This is a genomic window from Acinetobacter sp. Lyrl_1 (assembly GCF_051948795.1).
In the GTDB taxonomy this organism is placed as follows: domain Bacteria; phylum Pseudomonadota; class Gammaproteobacteria; order Pseudomonadales; family Moraxellaceae; genus Acinetobacter; species Acinetobacter towneri.
Map to the genome: position 1 here is coordinate 1 of NZ_JAYJLK010000040.1, position 20,199 is coordinate 20,199.

Here is a 20,199-nt window from a genome sequence, read left to right on the forward strand (position 1 = left end):
CTCATGGTGGAATCAGATGCTAAGCTTAAATTATTAGATCAATACAATAATCAAATGTGATTGATCGGGTGTCTTATAGGGCTTGTAGTACTTAAAAGCTTTGTTCACTATCTAAAGCTACTTTGATGACATCTGCAATTGTCTCAGTGGTGACGCCTCTTTTTCGAGCATTCTCAGAATGGAGCCAAGTTGCTAAGTCTTTATTGCCTTTAGATGCATTGCAGCCAATACAGCACAATGCAATATTGGATAAGGTTGTAATTCTTATATCGTTGATAATGTGTTCCCAAGACTTCTTATTGGCTCTTTCAGTGCCAAACTTTTTGCCGCAATATACACAGCACAGGTCTCGCTCCGAGACCGCATCTTCTATGTGCTTTGGTATTCTCCACGAATTTGCCATTTTAGGTTTTCCTTATTTTATGGCTCTAGTTGAATGAAAAATCCTAACCTTTGATAACTCACATTCATAAAATTTAGATCTAAGCATTAAATGAAATAGTTGTCATAACACTATATAAATGAGGGTGTAAAAAAACCAGCACCGAAGCGCTGGTTTTTTACATCACTAACTTAGGTTAGTTTTGCATCAACTTATTGAGCTGCATCAAGAGCAGCATTGAATGTTGCGCTTGGACGCATTACTGCATTCACTTTAGCTTGATCTACTGCGTAGTAACCACCGATATCAACCGATTTACCTTGTACTTCCGCAAGTTCAGCAACAATTTTGTCTTCGTTTGCAGCTAAAGCTTGTGCAAGTGGTGCAAACTTCGCTTTCAACTCAGCATCTTCATCTTGAGCAGCAAGTGCTTCTGCCCAGAATTTTGCCAAGTAGAAGTGGCTGCCACGGTTGTCCAGTTCGCCAGTACGACGTGATGGAGACTTGTCGTTGTCCAGTAATTTGCTGGTCGCTTGATCAAGAGTTGATGCAAGTAATTTCGCACGAGTATTATCTTCTTTAATACCCATTTCTTCTAAAGAAGCAGCAAGCGCAAGGAACTCACCTAATGAATCCCAACGTAAGTGGTTTTCTTCAACAAGTTGTTGTACGTGTTTAGGCGCAGAACCACCCGCACCAGTTTCGTACATACCACCACCCGCCATTAACGGAACGATAGATAACATTTTCGCAGAAGTACCAAGCTCCATAATTGGGAACAAGTCAGTGAGGTAGTCACGTAAGATGTTACCTGTTACAGAAATGGTGTCTAAACCACGCGCAACACGCTCAAGTGTATAACGCATCGCACGAACTTGTGACATGATTTGAATATCTAAACCAGTCGTGTCGTGATCTTTTAAGTATTTTTGAACTTTCTTGATCACTTCGTTTTCGTGTGGACGGTACGGGTCTAACCAGAAAATTGCTGGCATACCAGAGTTACGTGCACGTGTTACTGCAAGTTTAACCCAGTCGCGAATAGGTGCATCTTTCACCTGACACATACGCCAGATGTCGCCTTCTTCTACGTTTTGAGTCATCAACACTTCACCAGTGTCAATATCAGTGATGTTTGCAACACCTGCAGCAGGAACTTCAAAAGTCTTGTCGTGTGAGCCGTATTCTTCAGCTTTTTGCGCCATCAAACCTACGTTTGGCACAGTACCCATCGTACGTGGGTCGAAGTTACCATTCCACTTACAGAAATTGATCATTTCTTGGTAAATACGCGCGAAAGTAGATTCAGGCATTACTGCTTTACAGTCGTAAGGTTTACCGTCAGCACCCCACATTTTACCGCCACCACGAATCATTGCAGGCATAGAAGCATCTACAATTACGTCGTTTGGAGAGTGGAAGTTGGTGATGCCTTTTGCAGAATCCACCATTGCAAGTGCAGGGCGGTGTTCTTGGCATGCGTGTAAATCTTCGATGATTTCTTCACGTAAAGAAGTTGGTAAGGTTTCGATCTTTTCATAAAGACCTGCCATACCGTTGTTGACGTTAATGCCAAGTTCTTCAAACAATTTACCGTGTTTTTCAAACGCTTCTTTATAGTAAATTTTCACACAGTGACCAAATACAATTGGGTGTGAAACTTTCATCATGGTCGCTTTTACGTGTAAAGAGAACAAAATGCCTGCTTCTTTACAATCATCCAATTCTTTTTCATAGAAGTCGCAAAGTGCTTTCTTGCTCATGAACATAGAATCGATGATTTCGCCATCAAGTAACGCTACTTTTTCTTTCAATACAATGGTTTCACCAGAATGAGTGATGAGTTCCATTTTTACATTACGTGCGCGGTCAAGCGTCATCGATTTTTCGCCATGGTAGAAGTCACCTTCATCCATGTGTGAAACGTGAGTTTGTGACCATTGCTTCCATTCACCCATAGAGTGTGGGTGTTTTTTTGCATAGTTTTTCACTGCAGCAGGCGCACGACGGTCAGAGTTACCTTCACGTAATACAGGGTTTACTGCTGAACCTAAGCATTTACCAAAACGAGCGCGTAAAGCTTTCTCTTCTTCAGTGTCCGCATTTTCAGGATAGTCAGGAATTGCATAGCCTTTTGCTTGTAATTCCTTGATACATGCAACTAACTGAGCAACTGAAGCACTGATGTTTGGAAGTTTGATGATATTGGTATCTGGATCTTGCGTGAGACGTCCAAGCTCTGCGAGGTTGTCGGCTACCTTCTGTTCTTCGCTTAGGTATTCCGAGAATTCAGAGAGTACGCGTGCTGCTACAGAGATATCACTCTTGACAATCTCGATGCCAGCAGGCTTAGTAAAGGTCTCAATGATCGGCAGTAGAGAGTAGGTCGCCAACAATGGCGCCTCATCGGTCAGTGTGTAAATGATTTTTGACTTTCCACCAGCCATATATAGCCCCTTGCTTTGATTGAGTTTTTTAGGAGCGAGATGATGACTCAGCCCCTGCGAACCGATTTGCCTAATTTAACCTTGAGAGTATCGACTCTCTATGCATTTCAGTCAACGTAATTACAGTGATGACGCCATTTCGCTACGAAATGATGTGTCGCATTTGTGCGAGTCAAGACACGGCTTAATGTAAAAATGAGCCTATTTAAACCTAAAAATCGCCTTGAGTATTTACTGTTGAAATACTAATCAAATCGTATGATGAAGATATGACATCAAAAATATATGTATATTTTATTATAAATTAACCAGTTGAGGGTTCGACTTAAGTCGAATGTTTGATAAATAACCGATGAAAATGATAGGTGGATATATTTATTCTATTTATTTTATATGTTTATCAATATGTTGCTTCTATTTTTTACAGTGTGATGCAATGTAAACTCTTGTATAGAAGTTGAGATTTTCTTCAAAAACGGAGGGAAATCTACAGATAAAAAGCCTGATTTATATTTTAAAAGTTTAGATCTATTTTTATGGTCCAAATTTTACAAAAATAAGCGTATTTTTTAGTGGGTTTGTAGCACCGTTTGATCCATCAAAAATCATAATCAAGCGTGAGCTAAACCCTTGTTAATCCATAGATGAAAAAATCAAGTAGTAAAGAAGAAATGCCGAGTTGTTACGCAGTTTTTTAAATTAGTTTGAAAGCTTGTGTTTTGTGTTAAAGTTTGTAAGTTAACTCTGAATTCAGTGGATGAGTTTTGTAGACAAAATAATTCATAGGCGCGGCACACTTTAATTAACGAGGCAAAAATGAAAATACAGTTGCTGGAAATTGGTCCTGAAACGGAGCAACTCAGTGCTTGCACACTCTCGTTATTATTGGGTGTACATACGCCAAGTAACCAAATTGATGGTTTTTTGAAGTTTGCCCGTCAAATGCTGCAAGTAGATCATGCCATTTTGACTTTTAAAAATGAGCCGTACATCTGGTATTCCACCAATCAAGTTTTTAAAGCCTTTCGTGCCAACCCAAACGCACGGTTAGACGCTTTCTTTCAAGGTCAGCAACTGATTGAACCTCAACATCCTCAATATGCAAATTTTGTGCAGCACATCGCAAGTTTGGGGATAGAAGCCGCGCGCCTAATCGCACTGGATTTACTCAAAACCGATGGCGAGTCGATTGGGCAGTTGTTGTTATTTGATCATCGTGAAGAAGCGTTTAGTTTAGGTGCTTTGCCGACAGTGGCGGAGTTTGCTGCAGGTTTGGTGCGTTATATTGAATTAAAAGTTGATTATGCAAGCTTAAAAGAACTGTATGAACAGCAGTCTGCATTGAATTTTAGTAAAACCAAATTTTTCCAAATTATTGCGCATGATTTGCGCGCGCCATTTCATGGCTTATTGGGGTTTTCGGAAGTTTTAGCGCAAGAGCGCGAAACTTTGGATGATTCTAGTATTCAAAATATTGCCGACTATTTATTCGACACAGCACAATCGACCTATAACTTGCTAGAAAGTTTATTGAATTGGGCGATGGCAGAGGGTGGACGCTTTGTGTATCACCCAATTAATTTTGAGTTAAAGCAATCGACCAAAATTGTTTGCGATGTGTTGAAAAGTTTGGCAATCAAGAAAAATATTGAACTGATTGATCAAGTTGAAGAAGGCATTAAGGTTTATGCCGACATCAATATGATTACCTCGGTGATTCAAAATTTGGTGTCGAATGCGCTGAAATTTACCTTTACCGATGGCACAGGCAAAGTCATTTTACGTGCAGAGCAAACAGAAACCAGTGTGGATATTTATATTCAAGATACGGGTTTGGGCATGACTGCACAACAACTCGAAACGCTGTTCGAGCCTAAACTTACTGTTAGTTTTAAAGGCACTGCAGGTGAAAAGGGTATTGGTTTAGGTTTGGTGTTGTGTAAGCGTTTTGTCGATTTGAACCACGGGCAAATTGTGGTGGAATCGAAAGAAGGTGTGGGAACGACTTTTAAAGTCAGTTTGCCAATTGCGACCAGTAGCCATCAAGTATTAAGTAAAGAAGCGTTATTATCTGAGAAAACTTAATTTCAAAGTTTATATACAAAGCAAGCAAAAGCCTGTGGATGTTTAAAATCATCCACAGGCTTTTTTTATCGTGATCAATTTAGATCAACTCTTGCATTATTGAATGTTTTGAATCGGACTACCACCCAACGCTTGCAATAAAGTCACATAGGCGTTGTATTGGTTTTGCTTGGTCTGCAATAAACTTAAACGTGCATTGCGGGTGGTTTCTTGTGCATCTAGCAGGTTTTTTAAGGTAATCGCACCATGCCGATAACGCACCTCAGTTAAGCGTTCAGTTTTCTCTGCCAGTGCTAAATTGCGGCTTTGCAGCGCGACTTGTTGATTCAGCGCGGTTCGTGCTGACAGTGCATTTTCGACATCGGCAAAGGCTTTATATAAAGTTTGTCGATATTGCACAATGGCTTTTTCATATTCCAAAGCATTCACTTTTAGATCGCGCTGCATATCATTCCATTGCAAAAATGGCAGGGTTAAACCTGCACCTAAAGTGGCAATTGGGTTTTTTAGGGCATCGCTTAAAGAGGTATGCGCGCCTGTACCGACACCTGTACTGAGTGTGCCTGTAAGACTGATGGATGGGTAATAACTGGCTCGATTGGCATCTTTATTGGCCAAGGCTTTACGTAAACGTAATTCGGCTGCACGTAAGTCGGGACGACGTGACAGCAGTTCTGCAGGTAAGCCAGCAGTAATATTCGGTAAACGAACAGCGGCTAAACTCTGTGGTTCATTGATATTCAACATTTGCACAGGTTGATGCAGTAAAACTGCCAAGGCGGTGCGTGTTTCAACTTTTTGCTGTGCAATTTGGCTCAAGGTTGATTTTTGACTTTGCAGGGCTTGTTCGGCTTGGTTTAAATCCAATCCTGAAACTGCACCCGCGCGATATTGCGCACTGACCAATTGATACGTTTTTTGCGTACTGGCAAGGTTTTGTTGTGCGACAACATAGCGTTCATTTAAATAACCCAATTGCCAATATAAATTGGCAGTGGTTGCAATCAGGCTTTGTGCGGTGGCTTGTAAGTCTTGTTCGGTGGCTAAGGCTTCCCAACGTGCAGCTTCAGTCTGATTGGCAAGTTTACCGAATAAGTCCAATTCATAGCTCAGTCCGGGATAATTCAGCGAAATCCCACGCGCTGTATCACCATTGCCCTCTAAACTAAATTGATGCCCTGTAGAAATACCTGCATTGCCAATCTGGACACCTTGCTGACTTTGGCTTTGTTTGGCTTGTAATCTGGCTTGTTGTAAATTCAGTCCTGCAACCGCGAGGTCACTGTTACGCGCCAAGACTTGTTCAACCAATTGATTTAAAGCAGCATCGTGAAAGAGTGTCCACCAACGGTCTGTATTTAGTTGTGCAAGGACTTGCTGGCTTTTTTGCTGCTGCTCAAACTGTTGAGGAATATTTACAGCAGGTGCCTGATAAGGTGTTTTGACTACGGCTGCACAACCCACTAAGCTGCTGCCAAGAAAAAGCGCAGTGACGAGTTGGCTGAATTGTCGTGACTTCTGGTTAAATCGCATCATCATTCCTTACTCTAATTCCTTATTCTCTAGATAGCGCATCGACAGGGTTCAGTTGGGCAGCATTACGTGCAGGAATAAAACCGAACACAATTCCAATCAGGCTTGAACAGACAAAAGCGGCTACAATCGAGGTGGTGGAGTACGCCATTTGAAAGGTTCCACCTGCCACATGATTAATCAATTGCCCAATTCCGAGTGCGAGCAAGACGCCAAGTACACCGCCTAAAATACACACTAAAATGGCTTCAATTAAAAATTGCTGCAAAATATCGCTTTGTCGTGCGCCGACTGCCATGCGTACCCCAATTTCTTGGGTGCGTTCTGTGACAGAGACCAACATGATGTTCATTACGCCAATTCCACCGACCACCAGTGAAATCACTGCAATAGCAGAAACCAGTAAGGTCATGGTGGCGGTAGTTTGTTGGATGGTTTCACGGATACTGTCGGCATTTTGAGTAAATACATCCTGCGCACCATGACGCTGTACCAACAGACTTAGGATGGCATTTTCTGCTGCAGCACTTGGATATTCATCTTTGACTCGTACAATAATGCTGCGCACATGGCTTTGGCCAAGCATGCGGCTCATTACCGTAGTGTAGGGCAAATACACATTTAAGCTGTCGGCATTGCCCATCATGCTTTTTTGTTCTTCGACCACGCCAATAATACGGCTGGGTACGCTGCCCAATAAAATTACTTGCCCGACAGGGTTGCTGCCATCACTAAAAAATGTATTTTTGGTGTTGTGATCAATCACCACATCTTGCGCTTGTTCCAGCACGCTGTGTTTGTCAAAAGGCTGACCCGACTGGAAATTCATGCCGCGTACATAGAAAAAGTCTTCACTCACCCCATTGACTGTGGCAGAAGCCTCTGTGTCTTTAAAGCGTACCGTGACGTTGCTATTGACTGATGGGCTGACGCCATCCACATAAGGTTGTTCTGCCAAAGCATCGGCATCGGCAGGAATTAGGGTTTTAAGCTGAGATGAGCGCGAGGTATCACCAAAACCACGCCCTTGAAACACGGTGATGGTATTGGTGCCTAAACTGCTGATGTTTTCTAAAATTTGTTTCTGTGAACCATTGCCCAGTGCCACAACAGATACAACCGAAGCGATCCCGATAATAATCCCGAGCATGGTTAAAAAGGTGCGCATGCGATGTGCATTCATCGCCAGTAGCGCCATGCGGAAGGCTTCACCTAAACGATCAAATACAGAGCGCCAAGCTGAAGTTCTTTTTTGTGGCGGATGTTGCAAGGTTTGTTGAGTAATATCATCCTGATCGGCAGGTGTGTTGGGCTGATCAGAAATAATAAGCCCATCACTGATTTCAATAATCCGTGTGGCATTTTTAGCGACATTATGGTCATGTGTGACCAAGATGATGGTGTGACCTTTGGCATTCAGCTCACGCAAAATCCGCATCACTTCAATACCGCTATTCTTGTCGAGTGCACCTGTGGGTTCATCGGCAAGAATCACATCGCCACCATTCATCAAGGCACGTGCAATGGATACACGTTGTTGTTGCCCACCTGAAAGCTGACTTGGGCGGTTTTGGGTTTTATCGGCTAGACCTAAATCACTGAGCAGCGCAGTTGCGCGAGTTTGTCGTTCTTCAACATCGGCACCTGCATAAATTGCAGGCACTTCGACGTTGCCCGCAGCGCTTAAATCACCCAATAAGTGATAGCGCTGGAAAATAAAACCAAAATATTCACGACGTAGCTGTGCCAGTTCATCGGCTTCAAGTTGTGGGGTTTCACGTCCTTTGACTTTGTAGCTGCCTGTGGTGGGTTGATCCAGACAGCCCAAAATATTCATGAGGGTGGATTTTCCCGAACCCGACTGACCTACAATCGCAACCAATTCACCTGGGTAAATCTTCAGATCAATGCCTTTGAGAATCTGCACTGTAGATTCACCCGCAGGGAATTCACGGGTCAGATTGGTGACCTCTAACAGAGGTTGTGACTGACTCATCTTACATTCTCACTGATGGGCCAACACGACCACCACGCTTCGCCGCATCGTTTGAGGTATCGGAACCATCGGCAATAATGACTTGATCGCCCAGTTTTAGGCCACGAATGACTTGTACTGTTGCGCGGTTGTTTAAGCCAAGCAATACCGATTGTGGTCGAGCTGAACCATCGGCTTGCAGCACGCGTACCATGCCTAAAGAGGCTTTACCTTGATCAACCAAGGCTTTTTCATTGGTAGTCAATTCCAAGCGGGCAGGGCGTTTGCTAGAACTGGCATCGGTATTGTCGCGCTCAGCACGTACGTTGCTGTCTGAATTATTGCTGTTGCCACGACTGCGTGAACGGTTTACACCTTGTACCGCAGCAGCAGGAATGGTCAGCACATTGCGTGCCTCTGCCAATACAATGGACACTTGTGCGGTCATATTGATGCGTAGCTTGCCGTCTTCATTTGGTACGTCAAATAAAGCGTTGTAGTACACTGCAGAACTTGAAGATGATGACGTATTGTTATTGCTTTCGGTATTGATGGATTTGGGTGCAGGTTCTACCTGACGTAAAGTAGCGTAATGTTTTTTCTCACTGTTGCCCAAGGTGGTGAAATAGACCGTTTGTCCCTCTTCGACCTTCATTACATCCGCTTCAGAAATTTCTGCTTTTACAGTCATGGTGTCAAGTTTGGCTAATTTAACAATCGTGGGCGCACTTTGATTGGCGTTCACGGTTTGACCTTCTTCGGTCACAATTGCAACGACAGTGCCATCCATTGGGGCAAGAATACGGGTATAACCTAAATTTTCTTTAGACGTGTCTAAAGTTAGGCGTGACTGTTCAATTTGAGCGTTAATGGCAGCAATTTCTGCTTGTGAAGTTTTATAGTTGGCTAAGGCAGTTTCAAGTTCGGCACGTGAGGTCGCATCTTGCGCATACATGGCTTGTTGACGCTGATATTCTGCTGCGACTTTGGCGAGATTGGCTTGTCGAACCGCCAATTGTGCCTGTTGGTTTTTAATACTGGCTTGTGCTGTTTTAAACTCGTTTTCCTGTCGTACAGAGTCAATTTGGGCAATCAACTGTCCTTGTTTGACCTGATCGCCTAACTGAACATACATTTTTTTGACTTGACCTGAAACCTGCGCACCAACGCTGACCATTTTGGTGGCTTCAAGCACGCCTGTTGCTAAAACCGCACTTTCAATATCTCCACGGCTCACTTCGGCAGTAATGTATTGCGGTTGTTGTTCTTTGGGTTTTAAAAAATACCAAGCGGCAAATGCCAGCATCAGCGCAATGATAATTCCCGCAATAAGTTTGGTCGATTTTATTTTTGGCATGAGTCAAAAAACAGAAAAAGAAATTAAAAGGATTATAGAAGTGAAATAAGGATAAATCGTGAATTTTTTGAAGAAACTGCAAATGAGAATTATTTATTAGTGGTTTGAGCTAGATTTAATACAGTCTGAGTACGGTATTACATCCATAAAAAAAGTGAAAATAGCATCTGTTAACGAGGTGGGGGTAGTTTGTTTCATCTCTATGATAATTTTATGAATTTTTATGATAAATGCTGAAAAATACAACTATGGTCTAAGTTGCTTAAAAAACCTTATTTTCTATATGGATTTAAGAATTAAAAGCAGCTAGTATCAAATTCCATAAAATAATTATGGATTTAATCATTAGGATAATACGGCATCGGGACGATGCAATAAAACATGACTTTAAGCAAAAAATCTGAGGGGTAAATCATGGAGTGGAGTGAGAAATTTAATATCGGAATTGATGTGATTGACAATCAACATCGACAAATTCTGGACTATATTAATGCGCTGGAAAAAATTCGGGCGACAGGTGCGCGGGAGCAAATCAAAGAAGTCTTGGATGACTTGATTGACTATACGCAATCGCATTTTAGCTTTGAAGAAAACTTGTTGTCACAGGTCAATTATCAATACTTACCATCACATCGTGGTATTCACGAACTCTTTGTGAAGCGTTTGAATGATTGCCGTCAGCGTTTTGCCAATGGCGAATCGGTAGAACATGATTTGTATCGTTTGTTGTCTAAATGGTTGATTAACCATATTCAGCATGATGATCAGGATTATGTCGATGCGGTACGCGACAATATGCTGCATTATTTGCGTTCACAGGAACAGAAAAAAGGCAAAAGTTGGTTTGCACGTTTCTTTAGCTAATCCTCTGAAAAGCAGATGATTTTAAAAATTATTTGATGAAGTCTGCTTAATTAAGCCGAGTGAGAAGCAAACAGCGTTTTACCACAGAGTTCTGTAATGGCTTGTAGCACCAAATGTTCAGGGTTTTCCTTGGACATCCCTTTGATGGCGGCATCAATACGCAATAATAGGGCGGGCCATTGCAAGAAACTATTTGGATTTAAACGTCGCAAAGCTTGCTGATAAACACTGACTTTGTTTTTCCAGATACCCAGTTGCAAAGCATTTTGTGGTTGTTCAAATAATTGCATCAGCAGGCGCATTTCTTTGCTGATACTCCACAAAATTAAACTCATGGCTTCACCCGAAGCCATGAGGTATTGAAAAATTTTCATGGCTTGCGCTAGATTTCCCGTCAGTAAAGCATCATTTAAATCGTAAGTGCTATAACGGGATTGATCTTGTAAACAGGCATGTAAATGTTCAATCTGAATCTGCTGAATTTCAGGAAAGGTGTCACTGACCCGCATTAAGCTATTTTTGGCAGCCAAAAGGTTGTGTTCATGATGTTGTTCCAACCATTGCCACGCATCATGTCCCAATTGGATGCCAAGCTTTTCTGCTTCCAAACCTAAAATCTGCTGCCGATCTTTAGGATAATTCGCCGTGAGTGCAACATTGACCCCATTGGCATCAATCAACTGAAAAAAACTGGATTTCAGGCTATTGCTGTCTTGTTTTGGCATCACCACCAACAGCAAGTTTTGTTCATTGTGCTGAATATAACTTTTCAGTTGTTTTAGTGTGCTGGCATCAGGCTTGATATTGCCGTGTACTTCAACCGCCAATTGACTCGAAAATAGTGACAGACTGTTTAAGGCATTGAATACATTTTTCCAATCGCTAACGCTATTTAAATCATAACGCTGACGTTCAATATCCTGTTTTTGCCAACTGGCACGAAAAGCATCCAGCAAGTTTTGTTCGAGTAAGGGTTCTTGACCATGCAAAATCCATACGCCACGTGCTTCATCGACACGTTTGAGGGCTTGTAGATAGTCAAGTTTCATAAAAAATTCGCACTCGAAAACTTATTTAGGGTTTGAATACACAGGTGGGTTGACCAAAGGTAAACGATTAGATGAAATTTGACGCACCATTTGCTGTGCTACATCATCAATAATGACTTCTTTTAAGAATTTTTGTTCCTGATCATCGGTATTCACAGTTGCGACATCGTATTGATAACTGCGCGTTGCCATGACGGTACGAGGTTCGGTGATCGGGTTGCCTTGCGCATCTTCAATACGGAAAGTCACACTCAAACGCAATAAGGTTTCTACCAGTTTGCCATTCAATTCCAAGCGACGTGGTGTATAGTCAAGTACACGTAGTACATAAGCATTAGGGTCATTGCTGAGTTGTACGCCCGCTGTACCCATGTGAATGGAAAGTTTTTCTTCTAATTCTTCAGCATTGCTCGGTAAAGCCAGACTCATTTTTGAATAAGCCACTGGTGCAATGCTTGGATTGGTGCCTTTAAGATGAAAACCACAGCCGACTAAGCCAGCACTGAGTCCACAAGTTAAAACAATGACTGCTAGACGTTGGCTAAAGTGCATGTGCTGTCCTCTGTAATATTCTTGAAAGTTTAAAAGCGGAAGTTGAGAATATCTTGATTGTAGGTGCAAAGCCCGTTGACTGACAACGGGCTTTGTTTGGAAATTGTTTTAATTCCTTTTTTGTAGAAGGGTTTAGGGGGATTATTTTATAAAATCCCTCCAAACCTCCATTTAAAAAGGGAGGCTTAAAAGCACTTAAACCACCAAATTCACTAACTTATTCGGTACAACAATTTCTTTCTTGGTTGGGCCAGTCAAAAATGGTTGTACTTCTGGTAACGCTTTAGCAAGTGCAAGAATGTCCTCTTTAGATGCATCTACTGCTACATCAAGCTTGCCACGTAATTTACCATTTACCTGCACCACAATCGTTTGAGTATTGCGGGTTAATGCAGACTCATCGACCACAGGGAATAGGGTAGAGGTTAATTCAATTCCGAACTCTGCCAATAAGGTCTGGCTCAAGTGTGGAGCAAATGGTGCAAGCAAGGTCAATAAAGTCACAATCGCTTCACGCTCAACCGCAAGGTCTTGTTCGTTCTGTGCTTCAAACTTGTTGCAAGCATTCAAGAGTTCCATCAATGCTGCAATTGCAGTGTTGAACGCATGACGACGCTCAATGTCATCGCCCACTTTTTGAATGGTTTCATGGGTTTTGCGACGTAAGTCTTGCGCTGCTGTAGCAAGTTTACTACTGTCAATTACAGTTGTATTGCTGCCTTTTTCAAGGAAACCTGCTGCTAAACGCCAAACACGTTTTAAGAAGCGGTTCGCACCTTCAACGCCTGCATCTGACCATTCTAAAGACTGATCTGGTGGTGCAGCGAACATCATAAATACACGTGCAGTATCTGCGCCGTATTGGTCAATAATGGCTTGCGGGTCGATACCGTTATTTTTCGATTTCGACATTTTTTCCTGACCGCCAACAATCACAGCTTGACCATCGCCCATGTATTTTGCAGAAAGAACACGACCTTTTTCGTCTTTTTCAAGCTCAATATCGGCAGGGTTGAACCAAGTTTTCTTGCCGCTTTCTGCTTCGCGATAGAAGGTGTCAGCCAATACCATACCTTGGGTCAGTAAGTTGGTAAATGGTTCATTGCCTTGAACCACGCCTTCATCACGCATAAGTTTGTGGAAGAAACGTGCGTACAACAAGTGCAAGATGGCGTGTTCTACACCACCAATATATTGATTAACTGGCAACCAAGTTTGCGCAGCTTCAGGCTTGACCATACCACCTGTAAAATCTGGAGATGCATAACGTGCATAATACCAAGATGATTCTACAAAAGTATCTAAGGTATCGGTTTCACGACGTGCTTCGCCACCACAGCATGGGCAAGTAGTTTGATAGAATTCAGGCATTTTATTTAGCGGGTTGCCTGAGCCATCTGGCACAACATCTGTAGGTAAAATGACAGGAAGCTGATCTTCTGGAACTGGAACTTGTCCACATTTTTCACAGTTGATCATCGGAATTGGGCAGCCCCAGTAACGTTGGCGTGAAACACCCCAGTCACGTAAACGGAATTGTACTTTTACATTGGCTAAGCCTTGTGGCTCTAATTTCGCTAAAAGTGCATCAAAAGCCGCTTGGAAATCTAAACCATCAAATTCGCCTGAATTGACCAGTTTACCTTCTTTAGAACCGTACCATTCTTGCCATTGGGTTGTGTCAAAGTCCGCATCGTCTGCACCTTTGGCATCAATCACCTGAATAATTGGCAATTGGAATTTATTGGCAAACTCAAAATCACGCTCATCGTGCGAAGGTACAGCCATCACCGCACCAGAACCGTAAGACATCAACACATAGTTGGCAATCCACACTGGCAATTCTTTACCCGTTACTGGATGCTTCACAAACAAGCCAGTCGCCATACCTTTTTTTTCGGCAGTGGCAAGGTCAGCTTCTGCCACAGAACCCATGCGGCATTCTTCAATAAAGGCTTTTAATTGTGCATTATTTTCTGCTGCTTTTAACGCCATTGGATGTTCTGCAGCAACAGCCACATAAGTTGCACCCATTAACGTGTCAGCACGCGTTGTAAATACAGTCAGACCATCTGCATAAATTTCAGGATTTGCCGATGGGAATGTGATTTCCATCCCTTGCGAACGCCCAATCCAGTTGCGCTGCATGGTCAAGACTTGCTGTGGCCAACCATCTTTTAAAGTTTCTAAATCGTCTAATAATTCTTGGGCATAATCGGTAATGCGGAAGTAGTACATTGGAATATCGCGTTTTTCTACCAATGCACCTGAACGCCAACCACGACCATTTTCAACCTGTTCGTTGGCTAAAACAGTCTGATCGACAGGATCCCAGTTGACTGTCGAGAGTTTGCGATAAATTAACCCTTTTTTATACAGTTGCACGAATAACCATTGTTCCCAGTGGTAATACTCTGGGGTGCAAGTGGCAAATTCACGATCCCAATCTACTGCCAAACCTAGTTTTTTCAATTGGTCGCGCATGTAGGCGATATTTTCAAAAGTCCATTTAGCTGGGGCAACCTGATGTGCAATCGCTGCGTTTTCAGCAGGTAAACCAAAAGCATCCCAACCCATAGGTTGTAAGACTGTTTCACCTTTTAAACGGTGAAAACGGCTAATTACATCACCAATGGTGTAGTTACGCACGTGACCCATGTGCAGTTTGCCGCTTGGGTAAGGGAACATCGAGAGGATATAACGATGTGGACCTTCGACTGTGTCGGCAACTTTAAAGGCTTTACGAGATTCCCAGTCGCTTTGGACTTGGGGTTCAATCGCACTGGCTTGATATTCAGGGTCAATGTGAGTAGTCATAAGGTTAAATCAGGAATAAACGGTTAAAAAAAGTGTGTCACACAGCATAGCGCAAAATGCAGCTAAATTGAATTTTGCGCGTTGGATTGTGCAGGAAAATTTAAGCGAGTCGTACTTTATGGCTTAAAACTTAAAAAACTTGTGGGTTGGCACGTTCTTGTTGTGCCTGATTTAAAGCTGCATTGGCTTCACGTTGTTGCTGATCCATGGCTGGATTTCCTGCAGGATGATTTGTGGTTGGTGTCGCTTGTTGGTTTGTTGCATTTGCAGCAGTAGGCTCAGGGTTCGCAGTAGAATTTGCAGGAATGGCAACAGTAGGTGCTGAATTTTTCCAGCCGTAGGTATCGACTTTACCTTTTTTCTTGGCTGTTTTTGGTGGTGGTGTCGTGGTGTAATGGGTTGATCCATTTGCATCGACCCACTTGTAATATTGTTTTGCAGAAGCTGAGCTAGTGGCAAAAATTAGAATCAAGCTTGCAGAAAGACAACTCAAGCGGATCATTGGCGTTTTCATGTTTGGAAGTCCTGAGCAAAAAAGGTAAATGGCAGAAAACCAATTACAAAAAATCATGTTGGCTAAATTTTAGCAATAATTCCCCGTGAAGCTAGGATTTATTGACAATTTTTTGATGATTTTTATCTGCAATATCGCCTATTTAAAATTGGAGCATTGACTTGTCTATTTGCAAGTTAAAATAAGCTGAAATGCGTTGGTGAATCATAACCAAGCGATTTATATATTTTTTAATTCATTCTTTATTTTTATGTATGTGATATGAAAAAATTATAAAAAATTCAGCAAATCTCTGAAATTATTTGTTTTATATGGAAATATTAGACTTTGGATTAAATTGTGATGGATGACACAAAGCGCAAAAAACACCCAGTTTATAAATAAAGCAGAAAAAGCCGATTTTTAAACTTGACTTTAGTCGGGTAAACTACAAAAATGCACACTTTAGTTTTATGTGCCTTAGATCGATCACCCTTCGAATAAGTGTCATGTCATGCAATGGGCAACTTCTCTAGCCGAGAAGCTGAACAAAGCTTATAAAATGTGTTTACCCCAACACGTTTTAGATCTCATATTGCTTATACGGTAATCAGATCAGAAATTTTTCCTATTGCCATGAAAACTATGAAATATGTGTGCTATAACAGTGCAGGAATTAATGAACAAAACACTGCAGGTGTCTCCCATTTTGCAGTGACAAGACTAGGGTGAATCACGTTGGAACTTTTATCTGGTGGTGAAATGCTCGTTCGCGCATTGGCGGACGAAGGCGTTGAGCATGTTTTTGGATACCCAGGCGGCGCAGTACTTCATATTTACGATGCGTTCTTTCAACAAGACAAAATTAATCATTACCTTGTGCGCCATGAGCAAGCTGCTGGTCATATGGCAGATGCCTACTCGCGCGTAACAGGTAAAACTGGTGTGGTGCTGGTGACTTCAGGTCCTGGTGCAACCAACACGGTAACTCCAATTGCAACGGCTTATATGGACTCAATCCCAATGGTGATTTTGTCAGGTCAGGTTGCAACACACTTAATTGGTGAAGATGCCTTCCAAGAAACCGATATGGTGGGTATTTCACGTCCGATTGTAAAACACAGTTTCCAAGTGCGTCATGCAAGCGAAATTCCTTCAGTGATTAAGAAGGCATTCTATATTGCATCTTCAGGTCGTCCTGGTCCTGTGGTGGTTGATATTCCTAAGGATGCAACCAACCCAGCAGAAAAATTTGCTTACGAATACCCAGAAAAAGTGAAGATGCGTTCGTATCAACCACCGCATCGTGGTCACTCAGGTCAAATTCGCAAAGCAATTGATGAGCTATTAAATGCCAAACGTCCTGTGATTTATTCAGGCGGTGGTGTTGTACAAGGCAATGCTTCTGAGCAATTGACTGAACTTGCACACATCTTGGGCTTCCCTGTAACCAATACATTAATGGGCTTGGGCGCGTTCCCGGGTAATGATCCACAATTTATTGGTATGTTGGGCATGCATGGTACGTATGAAGCCAACATGACCATGCACAATGCCGATGTGATTTTGTGTATTGGTGCACGTTTTGATGACCGTGTAACCAATAACCCTGCAAAATTCTGTCCAAATGCCAAAGTCATTCATATTGACATTGACCCTGCGACAATTTCAAAAACCATCATGGCACACATTCCAATTGTAGGTGCGGTTGAACCTGTACTTCAGGAAATGTTGGTTCAATTGAAGCAATTAAATGTGTCCAAGCCAAACCCTGAAGCGATTGCTGCATGGTGGAATCAGATCAATGAATGGCGTAAAGTTCATGGTTTGAAATATGACAAACCAACCGATGGCACGATGAAGCCGCAACAAGTAGTTGAAGCTTTAGACAAAGTGACCAATGGTGATGCGATCATTACTTCTGACGTAGGTCAGCACCAAATGTTTGGCGCGAACTACTATAAGTACAAGCGTCCACGTCAATGGTTGAACTCTGGTGGTCTAGGTACTATGGGTGTAGGTTTACCGTATGCTATGGCGGCTAAACTGGCTTATCCAGATCAACAGGTTGTATGTATCACGGGTGAAGCATCGATTCAGATGTGTATCCAAGAGCTTTCTACCTGTAAGCAATATGGTTTAAACGTTAAGATCTTATGCTTGAATAACCAAGCTTTAGGTATGGTTAAACAATGGCAAGACATGAACTATGAAGGTCGTCACTCTAGTTCTTATGTTGACTCATTGCCAGACTTCCCTAAATTGATGGAAGCCTATGGTCATGTGGGTATTCAGATTAACCATGCCGATGAGCTTGAGTCTAAGCTTACAGAAGCAATGGCGATTAATGATAAATGTGTATTCATTAACGTAATGGTTGACCGTACAGAGCACGTTTATCCGATGCAAATTGCGGGTCAATCTATGAAAGATATGTGGTTAGGTAAAGGGGAGCGTACAGAATGAGACACATTATTTCCGTTCTCGTTGAAAACGAATCAGGTGCGCTTTCTCGTTTAGTCGGTTTATTTTCTCAGCGTGGTTATAACATTGAGACTTTAAACGTTGCACCGACCGAAGACCCAACGCTTTCACGTTTAACACTGACCACGTATGGTGATGATCATAAAATTGAGCAAATCACCAAGCAGTTGAACAAATTGGTTGAAGTGGTAAAAGTGGTTGACTTGTCAGAAGGTCCACATATTGAGCGTGAATTGATGCTGATTAAAGTAAAAGCGTCAGGCGCTGCACGTGCCGAAATTAAACGCACAGCAGACATCTTCCGTGGGCAAATTGTAGATGTTACACCGACCACTTATACTGTACAGCTTGCGGGCACAACTGAAAAACTTGACGGTTTTATTGATGCGATTGCAGAAAATACGATCTTAGAAGTTGTACGTTCAGGTGTATCTGGTATTGCACGTGGCGAAAAAGTTTTAACCATTTAACTGCATTTAGTTAATTTTATTCATCGAATTCATTCCATCTCAAAGGATGGAGAGCTTGCTCAAATGCTGAATAGACCTGCATTTGAGCAAGATAGGAATCCAAAGCATTTTAGCGGAGACAGCAATGCAAATTTTTTACGATAAAGACTGCGACTTATCTATCATCCAGTCTAAGAAAGTAGCAATCATTGGTTATGGTTCACAAGGTCACGCACACGCGCTTAACCTTAAAGATTCTGGTGTAGACGTAACTGTAGGTTTACGTGCTGGTTCTACTTCTTGGAAAAAAGCTGAGAATTCAGGTCTTAAAGTTGCTGAAGTTCCTGCTGCTGTAGCTCAAGCTGACGTTGTTATGATCTTGACTCCAGATGAGTTTCAATCACAACTTTATCGTGACGTAATTGAGCCAAACATCAAACAAGGCGCGACACTTGCATTTGCACACGGTTTCTCGGTTCTTTACAACCAAGTTGTTCCACGTGCTGACTTAGACGTAATCATGGTTGCACCTAAAGCACCTGGTCACACAGTACGTTCTGAATACCAACGTGGTTCAGGTGTTCCAGACCTTATCGCGATTCACCAAGATGCTTCTGGTAACGCGCGTAATGTTGCACTTTCTTACGCTTCAGGCGTGGGTGGTGGTCGTACTGGTATCATCGAAACTTCTTTCCGTGAAGAAACTGAAACTGACTTATTTGGTGAGCAAGCAGTTCTTTGTGGTGGTGCTGTTGAATTGGTTAAAATGGGCTTCGAAACTTTGGTTGAAGCTGGTTATGCACCAGAAATGGCTTACTTCGAGTGCTTACACGAACTTAAATTGATCGTTGACTTGATGTTCGAAGGCGGTATCGCTGATATGAACTATTCAGTATCTAACAACGCTGAATATGGCGAGTATGTAACGGGTACTGAAGTGATTAACGAACAGTCTCGTGAAGCAATGCGCAATGCACTTAAACGTATTCAATCTGGTGAATATGCGAAAATGTTCATCCAAGAAGGTGCGTTGAACTACCCATCAATGACTGCTCGTCGTCGTCAAAACGCGGCTCACGGTATTGAAGTAACGGGTAACAAGTTACGTGCGATGATGCCTTGGATCCAAGCAAACAAAATCGTAGACAAAGAGAAAAACTAAGTTTTAGTTTAATCTTTAAAAAACCCTTATTGTATATAAGGGTTTTTTTATGAGTGAAGTAAAGGATGTTACGTGCCTTGCGCTTCGCTCAGAACTGTGTTTTCACTCCTTGCGCTGTAAGCGTCCGCTGAACCCCATGCCTATTTTTTAATTTGAGTTGGATTTCCAGCGATGTGGCGTAATTCTTCTATTTGGGTCGCTTTATGCGTCGGCAGCCTTTTCAGCACATCACTTAAATAGGCATACGGATCCAAGCCATTCAGCTTTGCTGACTGGATTAAAGTCATGATATTCGCCGCTCGCTGGCCGCTGCGCAGCGAGCCAGCAAACAGCCAGTTCTTGCGCCCTAAGGCCCAAGGTCGCATTTGATTCTCTACCCAATTATTGCAAATCGGTAGATTGCCATCATCCAAATAGCGGATTAAAGCTGGCCAACGCTTCAGAGTGTAATTGATGACCTTGGCGGTGGGAGAACTCGATGGCACCGTCAGATGATGTTGGTTGAGCCATTCATATAGTTGTTGCATCACCGGTTGGCTATGCTGTTGTC

The 20,199-nt window shown here is 42.4% G+C and carries 14 protein-coding genes and 1 pseudogene; 5 read left to right on the top strand and 10 right to left on the bottom strand.

All coding sequences use genetic code 11. The annotated features are described in order from the left end of the window. Positions 1-91 precede the first annotated feature (91 nt). On the bottom strand, positions 92-403 hold the full coding sequence (locus VF675_RS11285; protein WP_440205240.1) for an HNH endonuclease: 312 nt from the start codon (positions 401-403) through the stop codon (positions 92-94). Positions 404-594: 191 nt separating this feature from the next. Beyond that, positions 595-2,829 (bottom strand): NADP-dependent isocitrate dehydrogenase, encoded by a 2,235-nt coding sequence (locus VF675_RS11290; protein ID WP_178318709.1) that lies wholly within the window; start codon positions 2,827-2,829, stop codon positions 595-597. A gap of 816 nt (positions 2,830-3,645) precedes the next feature. On the opposite strand from VF675_RS11290, the gene VF675_RS11295 reads away from it, so the two are divergent. Beyond that, positions 3,646-4,914 carry a sensor histidine kinase gene (locus tag VF675_RS11295; protein ID WP_004974961.1) on the top strand — a complete coding sequence of 423 codons (1,269 nt, stop codon included), beginning with the start codon at positions 3,646-3,648 and terminating at the stop codon, positions 4,912-4,914. A gap of 96 nt (positions 4,915-5,010) precedes the next feature. Here VF675_RS11295 and VF675_RS11300 read toward each other — a convergent pair whose 3' ends face one another. The 3 genes from VF675_RS11300 to VF675_RS11310 are packed head-to-tail and all read right to left on the bottom strand — an operon-like array spanning position 5,011 to position 9,779. Beyond that, on the bottom strand, positions 5,011-6,447 hold the full coding sequence (locus VF675_RS11300) for an efflux transporter outer membrane subunit (protein ID WP_440205241.1): 1,437 nt from the start codon (positions 6,445-6,447) through the stop codon (positions 5,011-5,013). A 22-nt stretch (positions 6,448-6,469) separates the two neighbouring features. Continuing rightward, positions 6,470-8,443: a MacB family efflux pump subunit gene (locus VF675_RS11305; protein ID WP_440205242.1), complete on the bottom strand. Its 1,974-nt coding sequence runs from the start codon at positions 8,441-8,443 to the stop codon at positions 6,470-6,472. A 1-nt stretch (position 8,444) separates the two neighbouring features. Next, the gene (locus tag VF675_RS11310) at positions 8,445-9,779 is read right to left on the bottom strand and encodes an efflux RND transporter periplasmic adaptor subunit (protein ID WP_096902624.1); all 1,335 of its coding nucleotides are present in this window, start codon (positions 9,777-9,779) and stop codon (positions 8,445-8,447) included. 414 nt (positions 9,780-10,193) lie between these two features. Here VF675_RS11310 and VF675_RS11315 point away from each other — a divergent pair, with 414 nt between their 5' ends. Further along, the gene (locus VF675_RS11315; protein WP_004974971.1) at positions 10,194-10,643 is read left to right on the top strand and encodes a bacteriohemerythrin; all 450 of its coding nucleotides are present in this window, start codon (positions 10,194-10,196) and stop codon (positions 10,641-10,643) included. A 50-nt stretch (positions 10,644-10,693) separates the two neighbouring features. Here VF675_RS11315 and holA read toward each other — a convergent pair whose 3' ends face one another. The 4 genes from holA to VF675_RS11335 form a co-directional block, all read right to left on the bottom strand. Next, on the bottom strand, positions 10,694-11,692 hold the full coding sequence (holA, locus tag VF675_RS11320) for a DNA polymerase III subunit delta (RefSeq protein WP_154320342.1): 999 nt from the start codon (positions 11,690-11,692) through the stop codon (positions 10,694-10,696). A gap of 21 nt (positions 11,693-11,713) precedes the next feature. Beyond that, positions 11,714-12,244, bottom strand: a complete 531-nt coding sequence (locus tag VF675_RS11325) for an LPS-assembly lipoprotein LptE (RefSeq protein ID WP_179990016.1) — start codon at positions 12,242-12,244, stop codon at positions 11,714-11,716. 195 nt (positions 12,245-12,439) lie between these two features. Further along, positions 12,440-15,061 (bottom strand): leucine--tRNA ligase, encoded by a 2,622-nt coding sequence (gene leuS, locus VF675_RS11330; RefSeq protein ID WP_180186959.1) that lies wholly within the window; start codon positions 15,059-15,061, stop codon positions 12,440-12,442. Positions 15,062-15,191: 130 nt separating this feature from the next. Further along, positions 15,192-15,563: a DUF4124 domain-containing protein gene (locus tag VF675_RS11335; protein WP_373424835.1), complete on the bottom strand. Its 372-nt coding sequence runs from the start codon at positions 15,561-15,563 to the stop codon at positions 15,192-15,194. Between the two features lie 729 nt (positions 15,564-16,292). On the opposite strand from VF675_RS11335, the gene VF675_RS11340 reads away from it, so the two are divergent. The 3 genes from VF675_RS11340 (at position 16,293) to ilvC (ending at position 19,649) form a co-directional block, all read left to right on the top strand. After that, positions 16,293-18,020 carry an acetolactate synthase 3 large subunit gene (locus VF675_RS11340; RefSeq protein WP_179990010.1) on the top strand — a complete coding sequence of 576 codons (1,728 nt, stop codon included), beginning with the start codon at positions 16,293-16,295 and terminating at the stop codon, positions 18,018-18,020. Further along, the gene (ilvN, locus tag VF675_RS11345; protein WP_004974986.1) at positions 18,017-18,508 is read left to right on the top strand and encodes an acetolactate synthase small subunit; all 492 of its coding nucleotides are present in this window, start codon (positions 18,017-18,019) and stop codon (positions 18,506-18,508) included. Before VF675_RS11340 ends, ilvN begins: the two co-directional genes overlap by 4 nt. A gap of 124 nt (positions 18,509-18,632) precedes the next feature. Beyond that, entirely contained in the window at positions 18,633-19,649 is a 1,017-nt protein-coding gene (gene ilvC, locus VF675_RS11350; protein WP_168419090.1) for a ketol-acid reductoisomerase, read from the top strand. A gap of 147 nt (positions 19,650-19,796) precedes the next feature. Here the strand turns inward: ilvC and VF675_RS11355 are convergent. After that, positions 19,797-20,199: pseudogene (locus tag VF675_RS11355) on the bottom strand (IS66 family transposase); the annotation flags it as partial.